A 15,530-nucleotide genomic window follows, 5' to 3' on the forward strand; every position below is an offset into this window, starting at 1 on the left:
ATTGCACGGAGAAGAGACGAGGCATTGTTCGATGCCGCCGATCGCGGACCTTCGTCCTTTTCAGTTCCCTGAGCGCGGCCATGTTGGGTTTCGTGACCGCGTTCCCGCCGCTGATCTTCAGGGCAGGAACTGCTTTCCGATTTGTCCGCGGCCCTTCGTGGTTTTCGCACGAGGCTGCTACAGTAGCGTGGACGAGGCCGCAAAGCCTCGACATTGACATGGAGCAGTGAAGCTCCCGGCGGCCGCGATGGCTGCTGGGAGCTTTTTTCTTTTGGAGTTCGGAAATGACCAGATCCACAGCGCAGCCTTGGCGTGTCGGAGTGCTCTTCTCTTCCACGGGCGTCACCGCGGCGGTGGAGCGAACCCAGCAGGCCGCCACCCTGCTGGCGATCGAGGAAGTCAATGCGGCGGGCGGGGTCCTCGGCAGGCCGATCGAGCCGCTGGTCCACGATCCGGCCTCACGCCCTCCGCGCTACCGCGAGCTGGCCAAGCAGCTGTGCGACGAAGCGGGCGTGCCGGTGATATTCGGCTGCTACATGTCGAGTACACGAAAAGCGGTGCTTCCCGTGGTCGAGGCTCACCGCGCACTGCTGTTCTACCCGACGCTGTACGAAGGCTTCGAGTACTCGCCGAACTGCGTCTACACCGGCGCTGCACCGAATCAGAACTCGGTCCAGCTGGTGCGCTACATGGCTGGCCACTTCGGCAAGAGACTGTTCCTGATCGGTTCGGACTACGTGTATCCCTACGAGTCCAACCGGATCATCGCGGACCTGTTCAGGCAAGCCGGCGGTGAGGTGCTCGACGAGATGTACATCCCGCTGCGGGTGGCGGACATCGATATGGCCAAGGTCATCCGGCGGATCGAGGCGGCGAAGCCCGACGTCGTCTATTCGACGGTCGTGGGCGATGGCATTGCGCGCTTCTACGAGGCCTACCGTGCTGCGGGCTTCGACCCGAATACGCATCCGATCGCCAGCCAGTCGACCCAGGAGGCGGAGATTGCCCAGATGTCGCCACGGGCTGCCGCGGGCAGCATCACGGCGGCGCCGTATTTCTCGACACTGCAGACACCGGAGAACCTCAGGTTCGTCGCGGCCTGGCGCAAGCGCTTTGGCACAGGTTTGCCGATCACCGCGTGTGCCGAGTCGGCCTACTTCCAGGTGATGCTCTACGCGCAGACCCTGGAGCGCGCGGGCAGTGATCGGCTTGAAGCGATGCTGCCCCACCTGCACGAACATGAATTTGATGCGCCTCAGGGGAAGGTGCGGATCGACCAGGAAAACCACCATACCTATCTGTGGCCGCGCGTCGCGCGTGTGGATGCACAAGGGGTGTTCCAGGTCGTTGACGACCCCGGTCTGCGGGTCAAACCCGACCCGTACATGTACGAGAGTCGCTTCGACCCGCTGGCGGGGCGCCCGGCGTGAAGGAGGCAGGGCGCCATGACCATATCGCTGCTGAGAGAGCTGCCCGAACTCAAGATCGTCGTCGTCCATCCGCCTGACGAGGAGGGGGACGCACTGGTAAGCCACTTGCGGCGCGTCGGCTGCATGGTCACCACGGCCTGGCCGATGCCCGCCAGCGTGCCGCCCAATGTCGATGTCCTCTTCCTGCTGGTGGAGGGGGAGGCGCGCCACGCGACCGAGGCGTTGCTCAAGACGCTGCCCCGACCCGAGCCGACGGTGATCGCCATCGTGAACTACGAGGATCCCACGACCTTGCAGCTGGTGCTCGAGAGCGCCGCATTTGCAGTGGTGCAAAAACCCATCAAGCCATTCGGCCTGCTGGCGCACCTCGTGACGGCGCGAAGCCTGTGGGCCGAGCGTCAGGCCATGCTCAAGGAAAACCGCAAGCTGCGCCGCAAGATAACCAGCGACCAGGCCATGAGTCGCGCCAAGACGATCCTGATGGCCTCCAAGGGAATCAGCGAGGTGGACGCCTACCAGGCGATCCGGGCACAGGCGATGGCCAAGCGCCTGTCGATGGAACAGATTGCGAGTTCGATCATCAACATGGAAACCCTGTTGCAACCGCCGCCCTAACTCGTTAGCATGAACGCATCGAGTCGGCATGCCGATTCGGTGGTTGCATCCCCTTGATATTCAGGCGCCGATGCGACCGGCTCCGGGAACCATGTGTGTTCTCCGGGCCACCTGGCAATGAAGCCCACACCGCGGTGCAAACCGCGTTGTGGGTTTTTTTTCGCCTGAAACCGACAGTGTTGTCGGCTGGTCCTGTTAGTCGAGCTCATCAACCATCGGCAGCGCATGGTTCGCTGCGTCACGTCCTGAGGTCCCCTATGTTGAAAACCAACCGTCGCCACTTCCTTCTTTCCTCGGCTGCTTCTGCGACCGCGCTCGCATCGCCGGCCCTCATGCGGCCCGCGTACGCAGCCGACGCCATCAGGGTCGGCGCGCTCTATTCGCAGACCGGCGGACTCTCGATCGTCGAGAAGATGCTTGCCAACGGCGTGCGCATGGCCGTCGCCGAGATCAATGCCGCAGGCGGTGTCATGGGGCGCAAGGTCGAAGTGGTGCTCGAGGACGGCGCCTCTGACCCGAAGACTTTCAACGAGAAGGCCTCCAAGCTGATCACGCGTGATCGCATCGAGACCGTGTTCGGCTGCCACACCTCGGCGAGCCGCAAGGCGGTATTGCCCGTCTTCGAGCGGCGCAACGCGATGCTGTTCTATCAGACCCACTACGAAGGCTTCGAGTGCTCGAAGAATGTCGTCTACAGCGGCGCGGTCGCCAACCAGCAGCTGGCCAACTACATTCCCTGGATCGTCGAGAAGCTGGGCAAGAAGAAGTTCTTCATCGTCGGCTCGAACTACGTCTATCCGCGAGAGATGTCCAAGGTCAGCAAGAAGCTGATCGAGCAGGCCGGTGCCAAGTGGGTGGCGGACGAGTACCTCGAGCTCGGTCATTCCGAATGGGCCTCGGTGGTGCGCAAGATCAAGGAGTCGGGCGCCGACGTGGTGCTCTCGCATGTGGTCGGTGACTCGCTGGTGGCCTTCTACCGGGAATACAAGAACCAGGGGATGTCCCAGGCTGCGGTGCCGATCTGTGCCACGGTGATCAGCGAGATCGAGATTGCAGCAATGGGGGGCGAATACGCGGCTGGCAGCTACACCTCGGTGCCCTACTTCATGTCCATCGACACGCCGGCCAACAAGTCCTTCATCGAGCGCTACCGCAAGTTCGTCAACGACCCGAAGGCGGTGACCTATCACTCGCTCGAAGCCGCTTACTTTCAGGTCTTCCTCTGGAAGCAGGCGGTGGAAGCGGGCAAGGCCACGACGGCCGATGCGATCCGCGCCAACATCGGTGGTCAGAGCTACGACGCACCCGGCGGCAAGGTTCGCATCGATCCGGAAAGCCTGCATGCATGGGTCACGCCGCGCATCGGCCAGTGGCAGGCCGACGGCCAGAGCAAGGTGGTCGATGCCAGTCCCCAGCCCGTTCGCCCGCTGCCTTACTTCGCCTACGGCGAGACCGATGCCAACCTGATCTGCAAGCGCACGGGCGCCGCTCCGGTCAAGGCCTGAGACGCCCAAGACCTGCAAGGCGCGCGCCTTGCGGGTCGAGCCTCTTCGAGAGAAAGACTTCCGATGCTGGATGTAATACTGATCGGGCTCAGCATGGGCTCGATACTTCTGCTGGCCGCGTTGGGGCTGGTCATCATCTATGGCGCGATGGGCGTGGTGAACATGGCCCATGGCGAGATGATCATGGTCGGTGCCTATGCCGCCGTGATGGCGCAGATATGGCTGGGCCTCGGCCTCTTCGCTGCGATCCCGATCGCGTTCGTCGTCTCGGGTGCACTGGGCCTGCTGATAGAGCGCTGCGTGGTGAGGCGCCTTTACGGCCGGCTCGGCGACACGCTGCTTGCAACCTGGGGGGTTGCCATCCTGATCCAGCAGGCGGTCCGGCTCGAAGGTGGCCTGGCCTTTTTCGGCATCCATATCGAGGGGCTGGGGCCGGGGCTGCAGAACATGCCCATTCCGCAGATGCTGCAAGGCGCGGTGATGATCGGCCAGACGCCGATCAATGCCTATCGCGCGTTCATCGTGGCCAGCACCGTGGTGCTCACCTTCGCGACCTGGCTGCTCCTGTATCGCACCCGCATCGGCATGCAGGTGCGCGCCATCATTCGAAATCCACGCATGGCCGCGGCCTGTGGCATCGATGTGCAACGGGTCAATGCATGGACCTTTGCCTTTGGTGCCGGCCTGGCCGGCATCACCGGCGTGCTCGTGGCGGGCTTCAAGACGGTATCCCCCGACATGGGAACGGCCCTGGTCGTCGACAGCTTCCTGGTGGTGGTGTCGGGCGGTGTCGGCAGCCTGCTTGGCGCGATCGTCACCTCGATCGGGCTCGGAGAAGTCACCGGCGTGGTGGCGGCATTCAGCAACGACATCCTCGCGCGCGCGGTGGTGTTCGGCCTGGTGATTCTTCTGATCATCGTGCGCCCGCAGGGGCTCTTCTCGTTCAAGGGGCGGTGATGGCCATGGGAACCTCTCTGGACAAGCGTCTGACCGTGGCTGCGTATGCACTGTTCCTGGGGCTGGTCTTTCTGGCTCCGCTCGTGCTCGACGGCTTCGGACTCAATCGGCTCGCCAAGTATCTGGTGTTCGGCATGCTCGGCATTGCCGTTGCCATGTGCTGGGGCTACGCAGGCATCCTCAACCTCGGGCAAGGCCTTTTCTTCGGCCTGGGCGCCTACATGCTCGCCATGTCGCTGAAGATGGCGAGTCCCACCAGCCTGCAGCACGGGGGCGCGAATCCCGTGCCCGATTTCATGCTGTCCAACGCCGAGCCCGGCGCGACAGTGGATCTGTGCTGCATCAACCAGGGCTCGTTCCTCTGGCTGCCTTTCCAATCCCAGGGATTCGGCATCTTCATGGGCGTGGTGTTGCCGGTGCTGGTGGCGTTCGTTCTGGGGGGCGTGTTGTTCCGAAAGCGCATCGCGGGGGTGTTCGTCTCGATCGTCACGCTCGCGCTGGTGTTGCTGGTGCGCCTCCTGCTGGTGGACGCACAGCCGCTGACCAACGGGTTCAACGGGCTGTCCGACCTCGCATGGCTGCGCGTTGGCGCGCACGAGTTCGACCCTTACGGCACATCGACGTACTACCTGGTCGCGCTCACGCTCGCATTCGTGCTGATCGGCGCGCGAGTCTTGCTCGCCACGCGCGCCGGCGTGATCCTGCGCGCGACTTCGGGCGATCCGCAGCGCGCGCGCTACCTGGGATTCGACGTGGCGCACTATCAGACCTTCTTCTTCGCGTTGTCCGCGGCCATCGCCGCCGTGGCCGGCATGCTCTATGTGGTGGTGGCGGAGTTCGCTTCGCCCACCTTCATGGACCTGAGCTTCTCGATCACGATGGTGGTGTGGGCTGCGGTGGGTGGCCGGGGCTCGCTGCTGGGTGCGTGCATCGGCGCGATCCTGATCAACATTCTGGAGGCGACCGCGAGCGAGACGCAGTCGCTGGTCGAAGCCTGGCGTGTCATCGTGGGCTTGACCTTCGTGCTGGTGGTGCTCTACCTGCCCAAAGGCATCGGTGGCTGGGCCCACGACCTGATCGCGCGCTTCGACCACCGCACGCGCGCCCGCGCGGCCGGGGGGAGGTCATGACCGCGCTCGAACTCCAGTCGCTGGGCGTGAGTTTTGGCGGCTTCAAGGCCGTGGATGGCGTCTCGCTGCGGGTGGCCGACGGCGAGTTGCGCGTGCTGCTGGGTGCCAACGGGGCAGGCAAGACCACCTTGATGGATCTGATCTCGGGCAAGACGGCGAGTACGACGGGCCGTGTCCTGCTTTACGGACGCGACCTGACGAATCGGCCCGAATACCGGATCGCCCGCGCGGGCATCGGCCGCAAGTTCCAGATCCCCAGTGTGTTCCGCGAACTCTCGGTGCGACACAACCTGTGCGTGGCTGCGAGCCGGGAGCCTTCCATCCTGCGCAATCTGCGCTGGGGCTTCGGGCACGGGATCGATGCCCGGGTGGATGAGATCCTGAACCTCATCGGCCTGGAAGCCGAGCAGCACCGACTCGGCGGTGACCTCAGCCACGGCCAGACGCAGTGGCTGGAACTGGGGCTGCTGATCGCGCAGGACCCCAAGGTGATCCTGCTCGACGAACCCACCGCCGGCATGACGGCCGCCGAAACGCGCAAGACCGCACAGATTCTCAAAAGCCTGCGCGGACGCCACACCATCCTGGTGGTCGAGCACGACATGGCCTTCGTACGCGACATTGCCGAGCGCATCACCGTGCTGCATCTGGGGCGCGTGCTGGCCGAAGGCAACGTCGCCGAGATCGAGCGGGATCCCCGCGTGCGGCAGGCCTATCTCGGATCCCACGGAATCGCATCGCCATGTTGACACTCACGAATCTCGACAGCTACTACGGCCGCAGCCATGCGCTGCACGACGTCGGCCTGGTCATTCCCCGAGGAAAGATCACTGCCATTCTCGGTCGCAACGGCATGGGCAAGACGACGCTGCTGCGCGCGCTGATGGGCACCATGGTGAACTCGACCGGCCGCATCGAGCTCGATGGGCAGCGCATCGACGCGCTGCCCACGCACCTGCGCACTCGTGCGGGCATTGCCTATGTACCGCAGGGGCGCGAGATCATTCCCGACTTCAGCGTCCGTCAGAACATTCTGATGGGCGCCTTCGCCGGGCGGGGGCCGCGCACGATCCCAGCACTGGCGCTCGAACTGTTTCCGTATCTTGCAGCGAATCTGGAGCGCCCAGGCGGCGTGCTGTCCGGTGGCCAGCAGCAGCAGCTCGCCCTGGCGCGCGCCTTGGCGATCCATCCGAGCGTGATGCTGCTCGACGAGCCCAACGAGGGCATCCAGCCGTCGGTCGTGCAGGAGATCGAGGCTGCGATCTCGCGCATGAATCGCGAACTGGGGCTCACGATGGTGCTGGTGGAGCAGAACATCGATTTCGTGCGCCGTGTCGCCAGCAGCTTCGCGATGCTCGAGAAGGGATCGATCGTCGCGAGCGGTCCCATCGAGATGCTGAGCGACGAGATCGTCGATCGCCACATGACCTTCTGAACGGGGCGCCGCCCCGCCTTTACTTCCATCCATCCATCTTCTTCACGAGATCCAAGCGAGCTTCAACGCCATGAACCAGATCACCCCTGACATCGACCTCACGACCCTGACCATCGACAGCGTCCAGGAGGGTTTCCAAAGCGGCCGTTTCAATGCAGAGTCGCTTGCACGAGCCTGCCTTGCTCAGATCGAGACCTGGAACGCGCGCTACAACGCCGTCATCTTCCTCAACGACGAAGCCTTCGACGACGCGCGTGCCATTGATCGTCGACGCCAGGCCGGCGAAGCGCTGGGCCCGCTCGCAGGCGTGCCCGTCGTGGTCAAGGATCCGATGGACATGGTCGGCTTTCCGACGACCGCCGGCTGGGCGCTGTTGCACAGCAAGACCGGCGGCGTCGACCTGATGCCTGCGACCGATGCTCCTGTCGTGGCGCGCATGCGCGCCGCCGGTGCCATCATCCTCGGCAAGACCAACGTGCCGATCCTGAGCCACACCGGAACGCACGCGGACGACAGCTGGGCGGGCCCCACGCTCAACGTTGTCATGCCGGATCGCGTGCCTGGAGGAAGCAGCGCCGGTACGGCAACGGCGGTGGGGGCCAGCATGGCGGTATTGGGACTCGCCGAGGAAACGGGAGGCTCCATCCAGAATCCGGCTTCGGCTCAGGATCTGGTGGGCATCAAGCCGACCATCGGCCTGGTGCCCAACGCCGGCGTCATGCCGCTGTCTGGCAACCGGGACGTCGTCGGTCCGATCGCACGTACCGTGAAGGATGCGGCGCTCTGCCTGGACGTGCTGGCGGGCTACTCCGCAGAAGACCCGAAGACGCTGGCCGGCGTCGGCAAGAAGCCGGTGGGGGGCTACACCTCGAAGTTCGGCAGCCGCACCCTGGAAGGGGCGCGCATCGGCTTGTATGGGCCCGGCTGGCGCACACAGCCGCTCTCTGGCGAGGCGAACGCGCTCTACCTGCGTGCGGCTGATGAACTAAAGGCGCGAGGTGCCGTGCTGATCGATGACCCGTTTGCAGGCACCGGCTTCGCAGACCTGCGCCAGCCGACGCCGCCACTGGCGAACTTCGACGCCCGCGGGATGGAATCCGTGCCCTATGACCTGCAGAAGTACCTCGAGCGCCTGGGCCCCGATGCGGCGCTCACGTCCTTCGCCGAGTTCGCCGCAGCGACCCAGAGCGAGTCCGCCTTCGGACCGAAGGGGGTGTTGAGCTATCTGCACAATCTGCCGCAGTTCGCAGCCGCCCTGAAGTCGCCCACCGTGCCACCGGACCTTTCGGATTTCATCGCGTTGAAGGAAGCCTATCTGCGAATCGTGGACGAGGTGTTCGAGCGCGAGCGACTCGATGCACTGGTGTTTCCTCAGATGCGCGAGGAGTTGCCTGCCGTGAAGACCGGCACCATTCAGGAAACCACGGTGGGCGAACTCAACATCGCGGGCCTTCCGGCGGTGACGGTGCCGGCAGGCTACTACGCGTCGGGTGCGCCCTTTGGTCTGCTGTTCGTCGGCCCGCTGTGGAGCGAAGCGGTGCTGCTCGCGCTGGCGCACGACTACGAGCAGGCAACCCAGCATCGCAAGCCACCCCGTCTCCGCGGTGCCTGAGCCGGTCTGGAGCCTGTCAATACGCGCCGGGGCACACCGGAAGAGGGGGATCAGCGCGACGACGCGACAGAGCGGGTAGCTGCTCGTGACGCACAGCAGATGCACACGACGCCGTAACTCGCCCGAGTGAACCCACCTCTGCCGATGATTGTGTGTTCCGCTGCGGGGCTGTTTTGCAGCGGCTCCTTCATCGGCATCGCGGTCCGGCAGTATCCCGGCGGGCAACGCCTCATGACTTCACGGAGCTCGACATGGAAAAGACGGACGTTCTGGCGGCGACGATCGAGATGGCGCGCGCCGGCCTGGGCTTCACGCCTGCAGCAGGGCTGGACTGCATCTGCGATCTGATTGGTGGGGAAGACCCACAGGACGTGAATCACGACCGGAACGTGGAACGGCTGCTTCGACTCGCTGCCTGTATCTGGAGCCTGAGACATACCCTGCTTGCGCCGACCTCCGTCGCAGCCCTGCATCCGCAGCCACTCGAGTAGCGCGGGGATTGTTCAGCCTGCGGCTCGAAGCCGTGGACGGTGGATCGATGTTGGGGCAGGGTCATCACCGCCGCGTTGGGTCCGAACCGGGGCAGTCTGCCGGCTTTGGGTGAGCACACCGACGAGGTGCCGGCCCCTTTCGGCTTCGATGGCCTCGTCCGTTTCGCTGCGTGCGCCTGCGCGGTGGCCCGACTTCAGTCGATCCCCGGCCCCGTACGAAGTTCGTCGACGAGTGCGCGTGGCGTCACGCCGGCGATCGCGCGGAACTCGGCGATGAGGTGCGCCTGGTCGTAGTAACCCGCGGCAGCGGCGATGCCGGCCCAGCCCATGCGGCTGTCATGGCGGGCGTCGCGCAACGCGCGATGGAAGCGCGTGAGCCTGGCGAATGCCTTGGGGCTGATGCCCAGGGCCTCGCGAAACACACGGCGCAGGTGCCGGGCGCTCACGCCAAGGTCTGCGGCGACAACGTCCACGCTCGCGCTCTCCAGCCTCCTGGCGGCTTCGAGTGCGAAACGCGGCTGGACACCGCCTCCCTGCGCGGTGCCGAGGCGCTCGGAGATGGCGCCTTCCAGCGCCGCGGCCGCCTCGGCCATGCTGCGTGCGCCGGCGAGCCGATCGAACAGCTGCGCGCTGTCGTCCCACAGATCCTCGAGTGCGACAGTGTGCCCGGCGATGGCGGAAGCGGGCGCGCCGAGAACCGCTTCGTGCACGCCCAGACGAAGACGCGCCACCAAGATCCGCTGGCCGCCGCGAACCAGCTTGCGATGCACCTGCTGCCGTGCCCCGAGCACATGTGCATCGAGTCCGTCCCGTGCCATCGATCCGAAGCGAACGACGATCTGGGTTTCCAGGCGGGGCACCAGGGTGCCTCGCGCATCGCGGTCGATCATGTGCAGGGAGAGGGCGGCCACGGAGGACGCGGTCGAAGTTTCCTGCGCCAGGTGACCTTGGTGAATGTGGTGCGCGCGCATGGCCCCATTATTCAACCGCTTGGCGAACTCATGGGATTTCGCCCCTTCATGTCCGTTTCTTCCAATTCGCGTCGCGGGCGCGACGCTACGCTGCAGGTCATGAAAATCCTGATCACTGGAGCGACCGGAAAGGTCGGAAGCCGACTCGCCAAGCGACTTGCCCTGCGGGGTGACCACGTGCGAGCCCTTGTGCGCGATCCAGCGCGCGCTGCCCCTCTGCAAGAGGCCGGTGTCGAGATCATCCAGGGCGACCTGCAGGACGCAGACTCGCTGGCCACTGCAGTGCACGGCATCGAGGCCGTGGTCCACTGTGCCGCCTTCTTCCGCGGTGCGACGCCCGAGCAGGCGCACGCGGTCAATGATCTCGGTACACAGCACCTGGCGCACGCCGCGCGCGACGCCTCGGTGCGGCGTTTCCTCTTCACCAGCACCGGTCTTGTCTACGGCGCCAACGGTGGACAGCTCGCTCGCGAGGACGACCTCTGCGCGCCGACGGTGGCCTATCCGGTGAGCAAGCTGGCGGCCGAGCGTTTCCTCCTGGAACTCCAGGGCCTGGACGTGCGTGTGCTTCGCCTGCCGTTCGTGTACGGTGACGGCGATCCGCACATCGAGGAGGTGGTTCCGGCGATGCGCGGCTTTCCCCCGGCGCAACGCATGTCGATCGCCCACCACGTCGACGTCGCGCAGGCCGTCACTCTGCTGCTCGATGCCCCGTCGCCTGCGCACCGCATCTACAACGTGGTCGGCGACGAAGCGCCCACGCTTGGCGCGCTCTTCGCATCGGTGGGCGCTCCGCCGCCCGATGGCTCCAACGCCGAGTTCGCACGTGCCTTCGATGCGCTCATGGACGGCCGCCGCATCCGCGAGGAGCTGGGCTTCATGCCGAGATTCCCAGGCCTCGAAACGGCGAGCGCGCGCGAATGAGCGGGGGATGACTCCAGCGCGAGCGGCGCTGCAGCTGTCATTGCGAAGGTTGAATGCCGCGCGCCTCGACCACCTCGGCCCCGGTCTGCGGTCTCGGACCTGTCGCCCTTCATCGTTGAACGTGTGCGCCTATTACGGCACGAAGGCGAGATTCGAGGCGGGAAGCTCTCCATCGAGCTCGCGTTCGTAGATCTCCAGCGGCTGCGGCACGCCGAAAAGGTAGCCCTGGCACAGGTCGCAGCCATGGCGCAGCAGGAACTCGCGCTGCGCAGGCGTCTCCACGCCTTCGGCCACGAGTTCCAGTTCCATGCTGCGCGCCATGCCGATGATGGCCTGGATGATCGACTCCACCTTCGGGTCCAGTCCGATGCGGTGCACGAAGAACTTGTCGATCTTCACCTGGCTCAGCGGCAACTGCGTCATGTAGGACAGCGAAGAGAAGCCGGTGCCGAAATCGTCCATGGAGAACTGGATGCCCAGCGCGGCGAGTGCCTCCATCTTGCCGATCGCGTCGGCCACCTTCTCGTGCAGCAGGCTCTCGGTGAGCTCCAGTTCGAGCTTGGCCGGATCGGCGCCGGTGCGCGTCAGCACGCGGCTGACCTGATCGACGAAGTCACCTTCGCGGAACTGCCGGGCACTGACGTTGACCGATAACTTGAGGTGTCGCCGGCGCGGATCGCCTTGCCATGCCGTGAGCTGCCTGCAGGCCGTCTCCAGCACCCACAGACCCATCGGGATGATGAGCCCGGTGTCCTCCGCCACATCGATGAACTGGCCCGGCAGCAGCAGCCCGCGCACCGGATGCTGCCAGCGCACCAGCACCTCCGCGCCCACCACGCGGTTCTCGCTGGTCACCTGGCTCTGGTAGTGCAGCACGAACTGCTGTGCCGCGATGGCGGCGTGCAGCTCGTTCTCCAGTGCGGCACGCGTGGTGATGCGGGTCTGCATGTCCGACTCGAAGAAGCGCAGCGCGTTGCCGCCGTCCGTCTTCGCGCGGTACATGGCGATGTCGGCCTGCTTGAGGACTTCCTCGATCGAGGCGGTACGGGCATCGAACAGCGAGGCGCCGATGCTGCAGGTGCTGTGATGGTGCTGCGTGCCCAGCGTATAGGGCTGGTTCAGGTGCGCGAGGATGGCTGCGCCGACGGTCTCGGTCTGCGAGACGGCGACCGCGATCTCGTCGTCCAGGTCGTCCAGGATCACCACGAACTCGTCGCCGCCCAGGCGCGCCACGGTGTCGCCGTCGCGCAGGCAGCTCTTGAGCCGTTGCGCCACCTGCTGGAGGAGCACGTCGCCCACGTCGTGGCCGAGCGCGTCGTTCAGCGTCTTGAAGTTGTCCAGATCGAGAAAGAGCAGTGCGCACAGCCCCGGGCGCTGCGCGGCGTTGCCGAGGGTCTGGTGCAGGCGGTCGAGCAGCCGGCGCCGGTTGGGCAGGCCGGTGAGCGTGTCGTAGAAGGCGAGGTGCTCGATCTCGCGGGCCGCGCGCTTGCTCTGCGTGATGTCGCGCAGGATCACGATGAAGCGCGCGCCACGCGCATCGGTCCTGCTGGCGGCGTCGTCGACCGGTCCATGGACCGTCTCATCGACCGCCTCGTCAACCGACTTGCGCGACGCCGAGATCTCGAACCAGGTGCGTTCGCCCTTGTCGCGCCGCTCGAACTGGCGCCCCGCCGAGTAGCCGCTGGCGTGGGCTTCGCGCAGCGCCGCCATCACCTGCGAGGCAGCATCGGACGGCAGCAGTTCCTGCAGGGTACGCCCCACGGGGCTTTCGAATCCCGCGACATGAATTGGCACACGCGGCGCGTGATGGCCGTGACAGCGGCCATCGAGCCCGACCTCGAGCAACAGGTCGGGCAGGGCGTCGAGCGTCGCCTGCAGCTGCGCCTTGCTCTCGATGATGGCGGCGGTGTGGCGACGCTTCTCGGTGATGTCGTGGTAGACGCAGACCAGGCCGCCATCCGGCGTCCGGCTGCGCGTCGCGCGGATCACCTGGCCGTTCTGCAGCAGCGCCTCCTGCTCGGAGTGCGCCTGTGCGAGTTGCGGCGCATTCATTGCCGTCCAAGCCGTCGGGCCGCGGCTGTGCACCACGCGTCGTGCCGTTTCGTCCATGATGCGTTGAAAGGGCAGCTGTGGCGCGATCATCGATGCCGTCCACGGGAACATCGCGACGAAGCTGCGGTTCCATGTGAGCACGCGGTGCTCGGCGTCCAGGAGGATGAAGCCTTCGGCCATGGACTCCAGCGCCTGGTCCAGGGTGGCCTTGGATCGCACCATCTCCATGCGGGAGCGCCATTGGCGGCGCAGCTGGACATGCGCGAAGCGCGCCACGGCCACGATCATCAGCGCGATGAGCGCACCAGTCCATGCGATCAGGTCGCGTTCGCGGCGCCATTCCTGGAGCGCTGCGCTTAGCGGCATGCTCGCCACGATCAGCAGATTGCGATGCAGCGTGGGGCGGGCCACCACGATGGCTGGTTCGCCGCTCAGGCGCGCGGCCATGCGCTGCGGCTTGCCATCGCTGGTCTGTTCGTGCAAGGCGGGTTCGATCTGCCGGCCGCCCAGGTCGTCGCGCGGCGGAAGGCTCGCCAGGAGCGGGCCGCCGTCTTGTTCGAGCGTGACCTCCAGACCGCGCAGGCCGGCGCCCTGCGTCATGATCGTCGCCAGCAGCGACAGCTGCACTTCCGCCACCGCCAGCATGCGTGAACCGTCCGCCAGCCTCACGGCACGGGCGAGGTACACCACCTTCTGCGAGGTCACCATGCTGACGGCCGGCACGCTGATCGCCAGCGTGGACACCGGCTTGGCCAGCACGCCGTCGACGAAGCCCGCGGGCAATGCGAGCGGCAGCCGGTCGCCGCGCCGGTCCGACGATGCCACCACCGCGCCGCGCGCATCGACGAAGGCGATGTGGCGCACGAGCAGGTTCTGCCTCACCAGATTCTCGAGCAGTTGGTGCGGAACGGGGCTGCTCGCGTCGTCACCAGCGGTGGCGGCCGTCGAGTAGCGCAGAATCTCGTTGGCGCCCGCCAGCAGCATGTCGACGCTCAGCAGCGTACGATTGAGGGCCGCCTCGGAACCGGCCACGAAGCGTACCGTCTGGTTCTCGTGATCGACGATGGCCTTATGCCTGGCCTCCCAGACGATGACGCCCGCCACCGTTCCCACGGTGGCCAGGAACGCGAGCGCCACGCCATAGATGATGGCGGTGATACGGCGTGGAAATCGCGGTGTCACTGCGCCGTTGCCCTGGCCTGGATGCCGACCACCGGCGCGATCGTCTGGTTCCACACGTTGGCGCACACCGGCCCACAGCGCTGTACCCACCCGGGCAGCACGCGGGTCGCGAAGATCTCGCGGCGGCGGGCCTCGTCCTTCGCGGAGGGCCGCACGGCCGTCATGTGCCCCTTGGTGGATCTGCTGCAACCCGGGGCGCCTGTGTTGCAGGCGATACCTTCCTCGGTCTCGCGCTCCGACTGAATCCATACCGCAGCTTCCAGCCGCGGCAGCTCCCTGCGCAGTAGCGCCTGCAGATCGGGTGGCAGCGTCTGGAAGCTCTCGCGGTTGGCGGCGAAGACCGCCACCCCCCAGTTCAGCGGCATGGCATAGAGTACGCTGGTCACCTGATGCAGGCCCAGCGTGTGGCCGGACATGGTGCCGGTGATGGCGCAGTCGGTGTTTCCTGACTTCATGTTTGCCATGATCTGCGAGAACTCGGTGTAAACGGGCGTGCCGCCCAGCGCCAAGATGAAGTCGGCCTGCATGGAGCTGGAAACGCGGGTGCGCCGGCCCGCGAGGTCGCCGAGCTGCTGCATCGGCTTGTTGCAGAACACCACCTGCGCCGGATAGATGTAGACCGCAAGCAGTTCCACGTCATAGCGCTCTCGCAAGGTCCGCGAGAGGTAGGGGCGGAACGCACCGACCACGCGGCGCAGCGTGGCGATGTCCGGGTTCTGACCGGCCATATCGGCCGCGCCGAGCTCTGGCAGCTGGATGGATATCTGACTCAGCAGCGCCGTACCGAAAGGCACGACGCCCAGCTGCATCAGGTTCAGCATCTCCTGGCCCGGCACGCCCGCGCGGTCGAAGGGCACGATGCTGGCGGTGTAGCGCCCTCCGGACAGCGCCGCGAGGTCGCGCGTCCAGAACTGCTCCTCCTGCCCCGTGAACTGCGTGACCCCGGCGAGTCCTCCGACGATGCGCAGGCGCTGCACTGGCGCCGTCTGCGCATGGCACAGCGATGCGACGAACATCAGAAGTGCGACAAGGTAGGCCAAGGTGAAGCTGTGCAGGCAGGGGGCAGGGTAGCGCCCGGTTATGGGGAGTGGATTTGTTAACTTCATCATGGCACAGGAACGCAAAATGGCGGCATGCCGGCGGCGCCGCGTGTTGCTAGTCGGGGACGTTCAACGGCCGGGTCTGGACGGCCGTCAAATTGGCGCACAGGGCCTTCAGAAGCTGTG

Annotated in this window: 13 protein-coding genes; 10 read left to right on the forward strand and 3 right to left on the reverse strand. The window is 65.8% G+C overall.

The window, feature by feature from the left end; all coding sequences use genetic code 11:
* Nucleotides 1-284 precede the first annotated feature (284 nt).
* The 9 genes from ACTJLF_RS31610 (at nt 285) to ACTJLF_RS31650 (ending at nt 9,175) form a co-directional block, all read left to right on the forward strand.
* On the forward strand, nt 285-1,430 hold the full coding sequence (locus ACTJLF_RS31610) for a transporter substrate-binding domain-containing protein (RefSeq protein ID WP_126185619.1): 1,146 nt from the start codon (nt 285-287) through the stop codon (nt 1,428-1,430).
* Between the two features lie 15 nt (nt 1,431-1,445).
* Nucleotides 1,446-2,045 carry an ANTAR domain-containing response regulator gene (locus tag ACTJLF_RS31615; RefSeq protein WP_019657222.1) on the forward strand — a complete coding sequence of 200 codons (600 nt, stop codon included), beginning with the start codon at nt 1,446-1,448 and terminating at the stop codon, nt 2,043-2,045.
* Between the two features lie 257 nt (nt 2,046-2,302).
* On the forward strand, nt 2,303-3,550 hold the full coding sequence (locus ACTJLF_RS31620) for a transporter substrate-binding domain-containing protein (protein WP_206169192.1): 1,248 nt from the start codon (nt 2,303-2,305) through the stop codon (nt 3,548-3,550).
* Nucleotides 3,551-3,613: 63 nt separating this feature from the next.
* Nucleotides 3,614-4,507, forward strand: a complete 894-nt coding sequence (gene urtB, locus ACTJLF_RS31625) for an urea ABC transporter permease subunit UrtB (RefSeq protein WP_019657224.1) — start codon at nt 3,614-3,616, stop codon at nt 4,505-4,507.
* 5 nt (nt 4,508-4,512) lie between these two features.
* Nucleotides 4,513-5,637, forward strand: coding sequence for an urea ABC transporter permease subunit UrtC (urtC, locus tag ACTJLF_RS31630; protein ID WP_164713563.1), 1,125 nt, complete (start codon nt 4,513-4,515; stop codon nt 5,635-5,637).
* The gene (urtD, locus tag ACTJLF_RS31635) at nt 5,634-6,386 is read left to right on the forward strand and encodes an urea ABC transporter ATP-binding protein UrtD (protein ID WP_019657226.1); all 753 of its coding nucleotides are present in this window, start codon (nt 5,634-5,636) and stop codon (nt 6,384-6,386) included. The genes urtC and urtD overlap by 4 nt, the downstream gene beginning before the upstream one ends.
* Nucleotides 6,380-7,072 (forward strand): ATP-binding cassette domain-containing protein, encoded by a 693-nt coding sequence (locus tag ACTJLF_RS31640; protein WP_440884645.1) that lies wholly within the window; start codon nt 6,380-6,382, stop codon nt 7,070-7,072. Before urtD ends, ACTJLF_RS31640 begins: the two co-directional genes overlap by 7 nt.
* A gap of 70 nt (nt 7,073-7,142) precedes the next feature.
* Nucleotides 7,143-8,684: an amidase gene (locus tag ACTJLF_RS31645; protein WP_440884646.1), complete on the forward strand. Its 1,542-nt coding sequence runs from the start codon at nt 7,143-7,145 to the stop codon at nt 8,682-8,684.
* A gap of 251 nt (nt 8,685-8,935) precedes the next feature.
* Nucleotides 8,936-9,175: a hypothetical protein gene (locus ACTJLF_RS31650; RefSeq protein ID WP_354327974.1), complete on the forward strand. Its 240-nt coding sequence runs from the start codon at nt 8,936-8,938 to the stop codon at nt 9,173-9,175.
* 194 nt (nt 9,176-9,369) lie between these two features.
* On the opposite strand, the gene ACTJLF_RS31655 is transcribed toward ACTJLF_RS31650, so the two are convergent.
* A complete protein-coding gene (locus tag ACTJLF_RS31655; protein WP_440884647.1) occupies nt 9,370-10,323 on the reverse strand; it encodes a helix-turn-helix domain-containing protein in 954 nt (317 codons plus the stop codon).
* On the opposite strand from ACTJLF_RS31655, the gene ACTJLF_RS31660 reads away from it, so the two are divergent.
* On the forward strand, nt 10,246-11,070 hold the full coding sequence (locus ACTJLF_RS31660) for an NAD-dependent epimerase/dehydratase family protein (protein ID WP_354327972.1): 825 nt from the start codon (nt 10,246-10,248) through the stop codon (nt 11,068-11,070). The two genes, ACTJLF_RS31655 and ACTJLF_RS31660, sit on opposite strands and share 78 nt — an antisense overlap.
* Nucleotides 11,071-11,202: 132 nt before the next feature.
* Here ACTJLF_RS31660 and ACTJLF_RS31665 read toward each other — a convergent pair whose 3' ends face one another.
* Nucleotides 11,203-14,304 (reverse strand): bifunctional diguanylate cyclase/phosphodiesterase, encoded by a 3,102-nt coding sequence (locus ACTJLF_RS31665; RefSeq protein WP_440884648.1) that lies wholly within the window; start codon nt 14,302-14,304, stop codon nt 11,203-11,205.
* Entirely contained in the window at nt 14,301-15,320 is a 1,020-nt protein-coding gene (locus ACTJLF_RS31670) for a TRAP transporter substrate-binding protein (protein WP_440884660.1), read from the reverse strand. Before ACTJLF_RS31670 ends, ACTJLF_RS31665 begins: the two co-directional genes overlap by 4 nt.
* Nucleotides 15,321-15,530 lie beyond the last annotated feature (210 nt).

Origin of the sequence: Variovorax sp. 22077 (assembly GCF_052044195.1) — a bacterium.
GTDB lineage: Bacteria > Pseudomonadota > Gammaproteobacteria > Burkholderiales > Burkholderiaceae_C > Variovorax > Variovorax atrisoli.

What these genes read in the sequence shown, in the direction of transcription:
- ACTJLF_RS31610 (WP_126185619.1), top strand. Translation starts at nt 285, where the DNA reads ATGACCAGATCCACAGCGCAGCCTTGGCGTGTCGGAGTGCTCTTCTCT.
- ACTJLF_RS31620 (WP_206169192.1), top strand. Translation starts at nt 2,303, where the DNA reads ATGTTGAAAACCAACCGTCGCCACTTCCTTCTTTCCTCGGCTGCTTCT.
- urtB (WP_019657224.1), top strand. Translation starts at nt 3,614, where the DNA reads ATGCTGGATGTAATACTGATCGGGCTCAGCATGGGCTCGATACTTCTG.
- ACTJLF_RS31615 (WP_019657222.1), top strand. Translation starts at nt 1,446, where the DNA reads ATGACCATATCGCTGCTGAGAGAGCTGCCCGAACTCAAGATCGTCGTC.
- ACTJLF_RS31640 (WP_440884645.1), top strand. Translation starts at nt 6,380, where the DNA reads ATGTTGACACTCACGAATCTCGACAGCTACTACGGCCGCAGCCATGCG.
- ACTJLF_RS31650 (WP_354327974.1), top strand. Translation starts at nt 8,936, where the DNA reads ATGGAAAAGACGGACGTTCTGGCGGCGACGATCGAGATGGCGCGCGCC.
- ACTJLF_RS31670 (WP_440884660.1), bottom strand. Translation starts at nt 15,320, where the DNA reads ATGTTCGTCGCATCGCTGTGCCATGCGCAGACGGCGCCAGTGCAGCGC.
- ACTJLF_RS31660 (WP_354327972.1), top strand. Translation starts at nt 10,246, where the DNA reads ATGAAAATCCTGATCACTGGAGCGACCGGAAAGGTCGGAAGCCGACTC.
- urtC (WP_164713563.1), top strand. Translation starts at nt 4,513, where the DNA reads ATGGGAACCTCTCTGGACAAGCGTCTGACCGTGGCTGCGTATGCACTG.
- urtD (WP_019657226.1), top strand. Translation starts at nt 5,634, where the DNA reads ATGACCGCGCTCGAACTCCAGTCGCTGGGCGTGAGTTTTGGCGGCTTC.
- ACTJLF_RS31645 (WP_440884646.1), top strand. Translation starts at nt 7,143, where the DNA reads ATGAACCAGATCACCCCTGACATCGACCTCACGACCCTGACCATCGAC.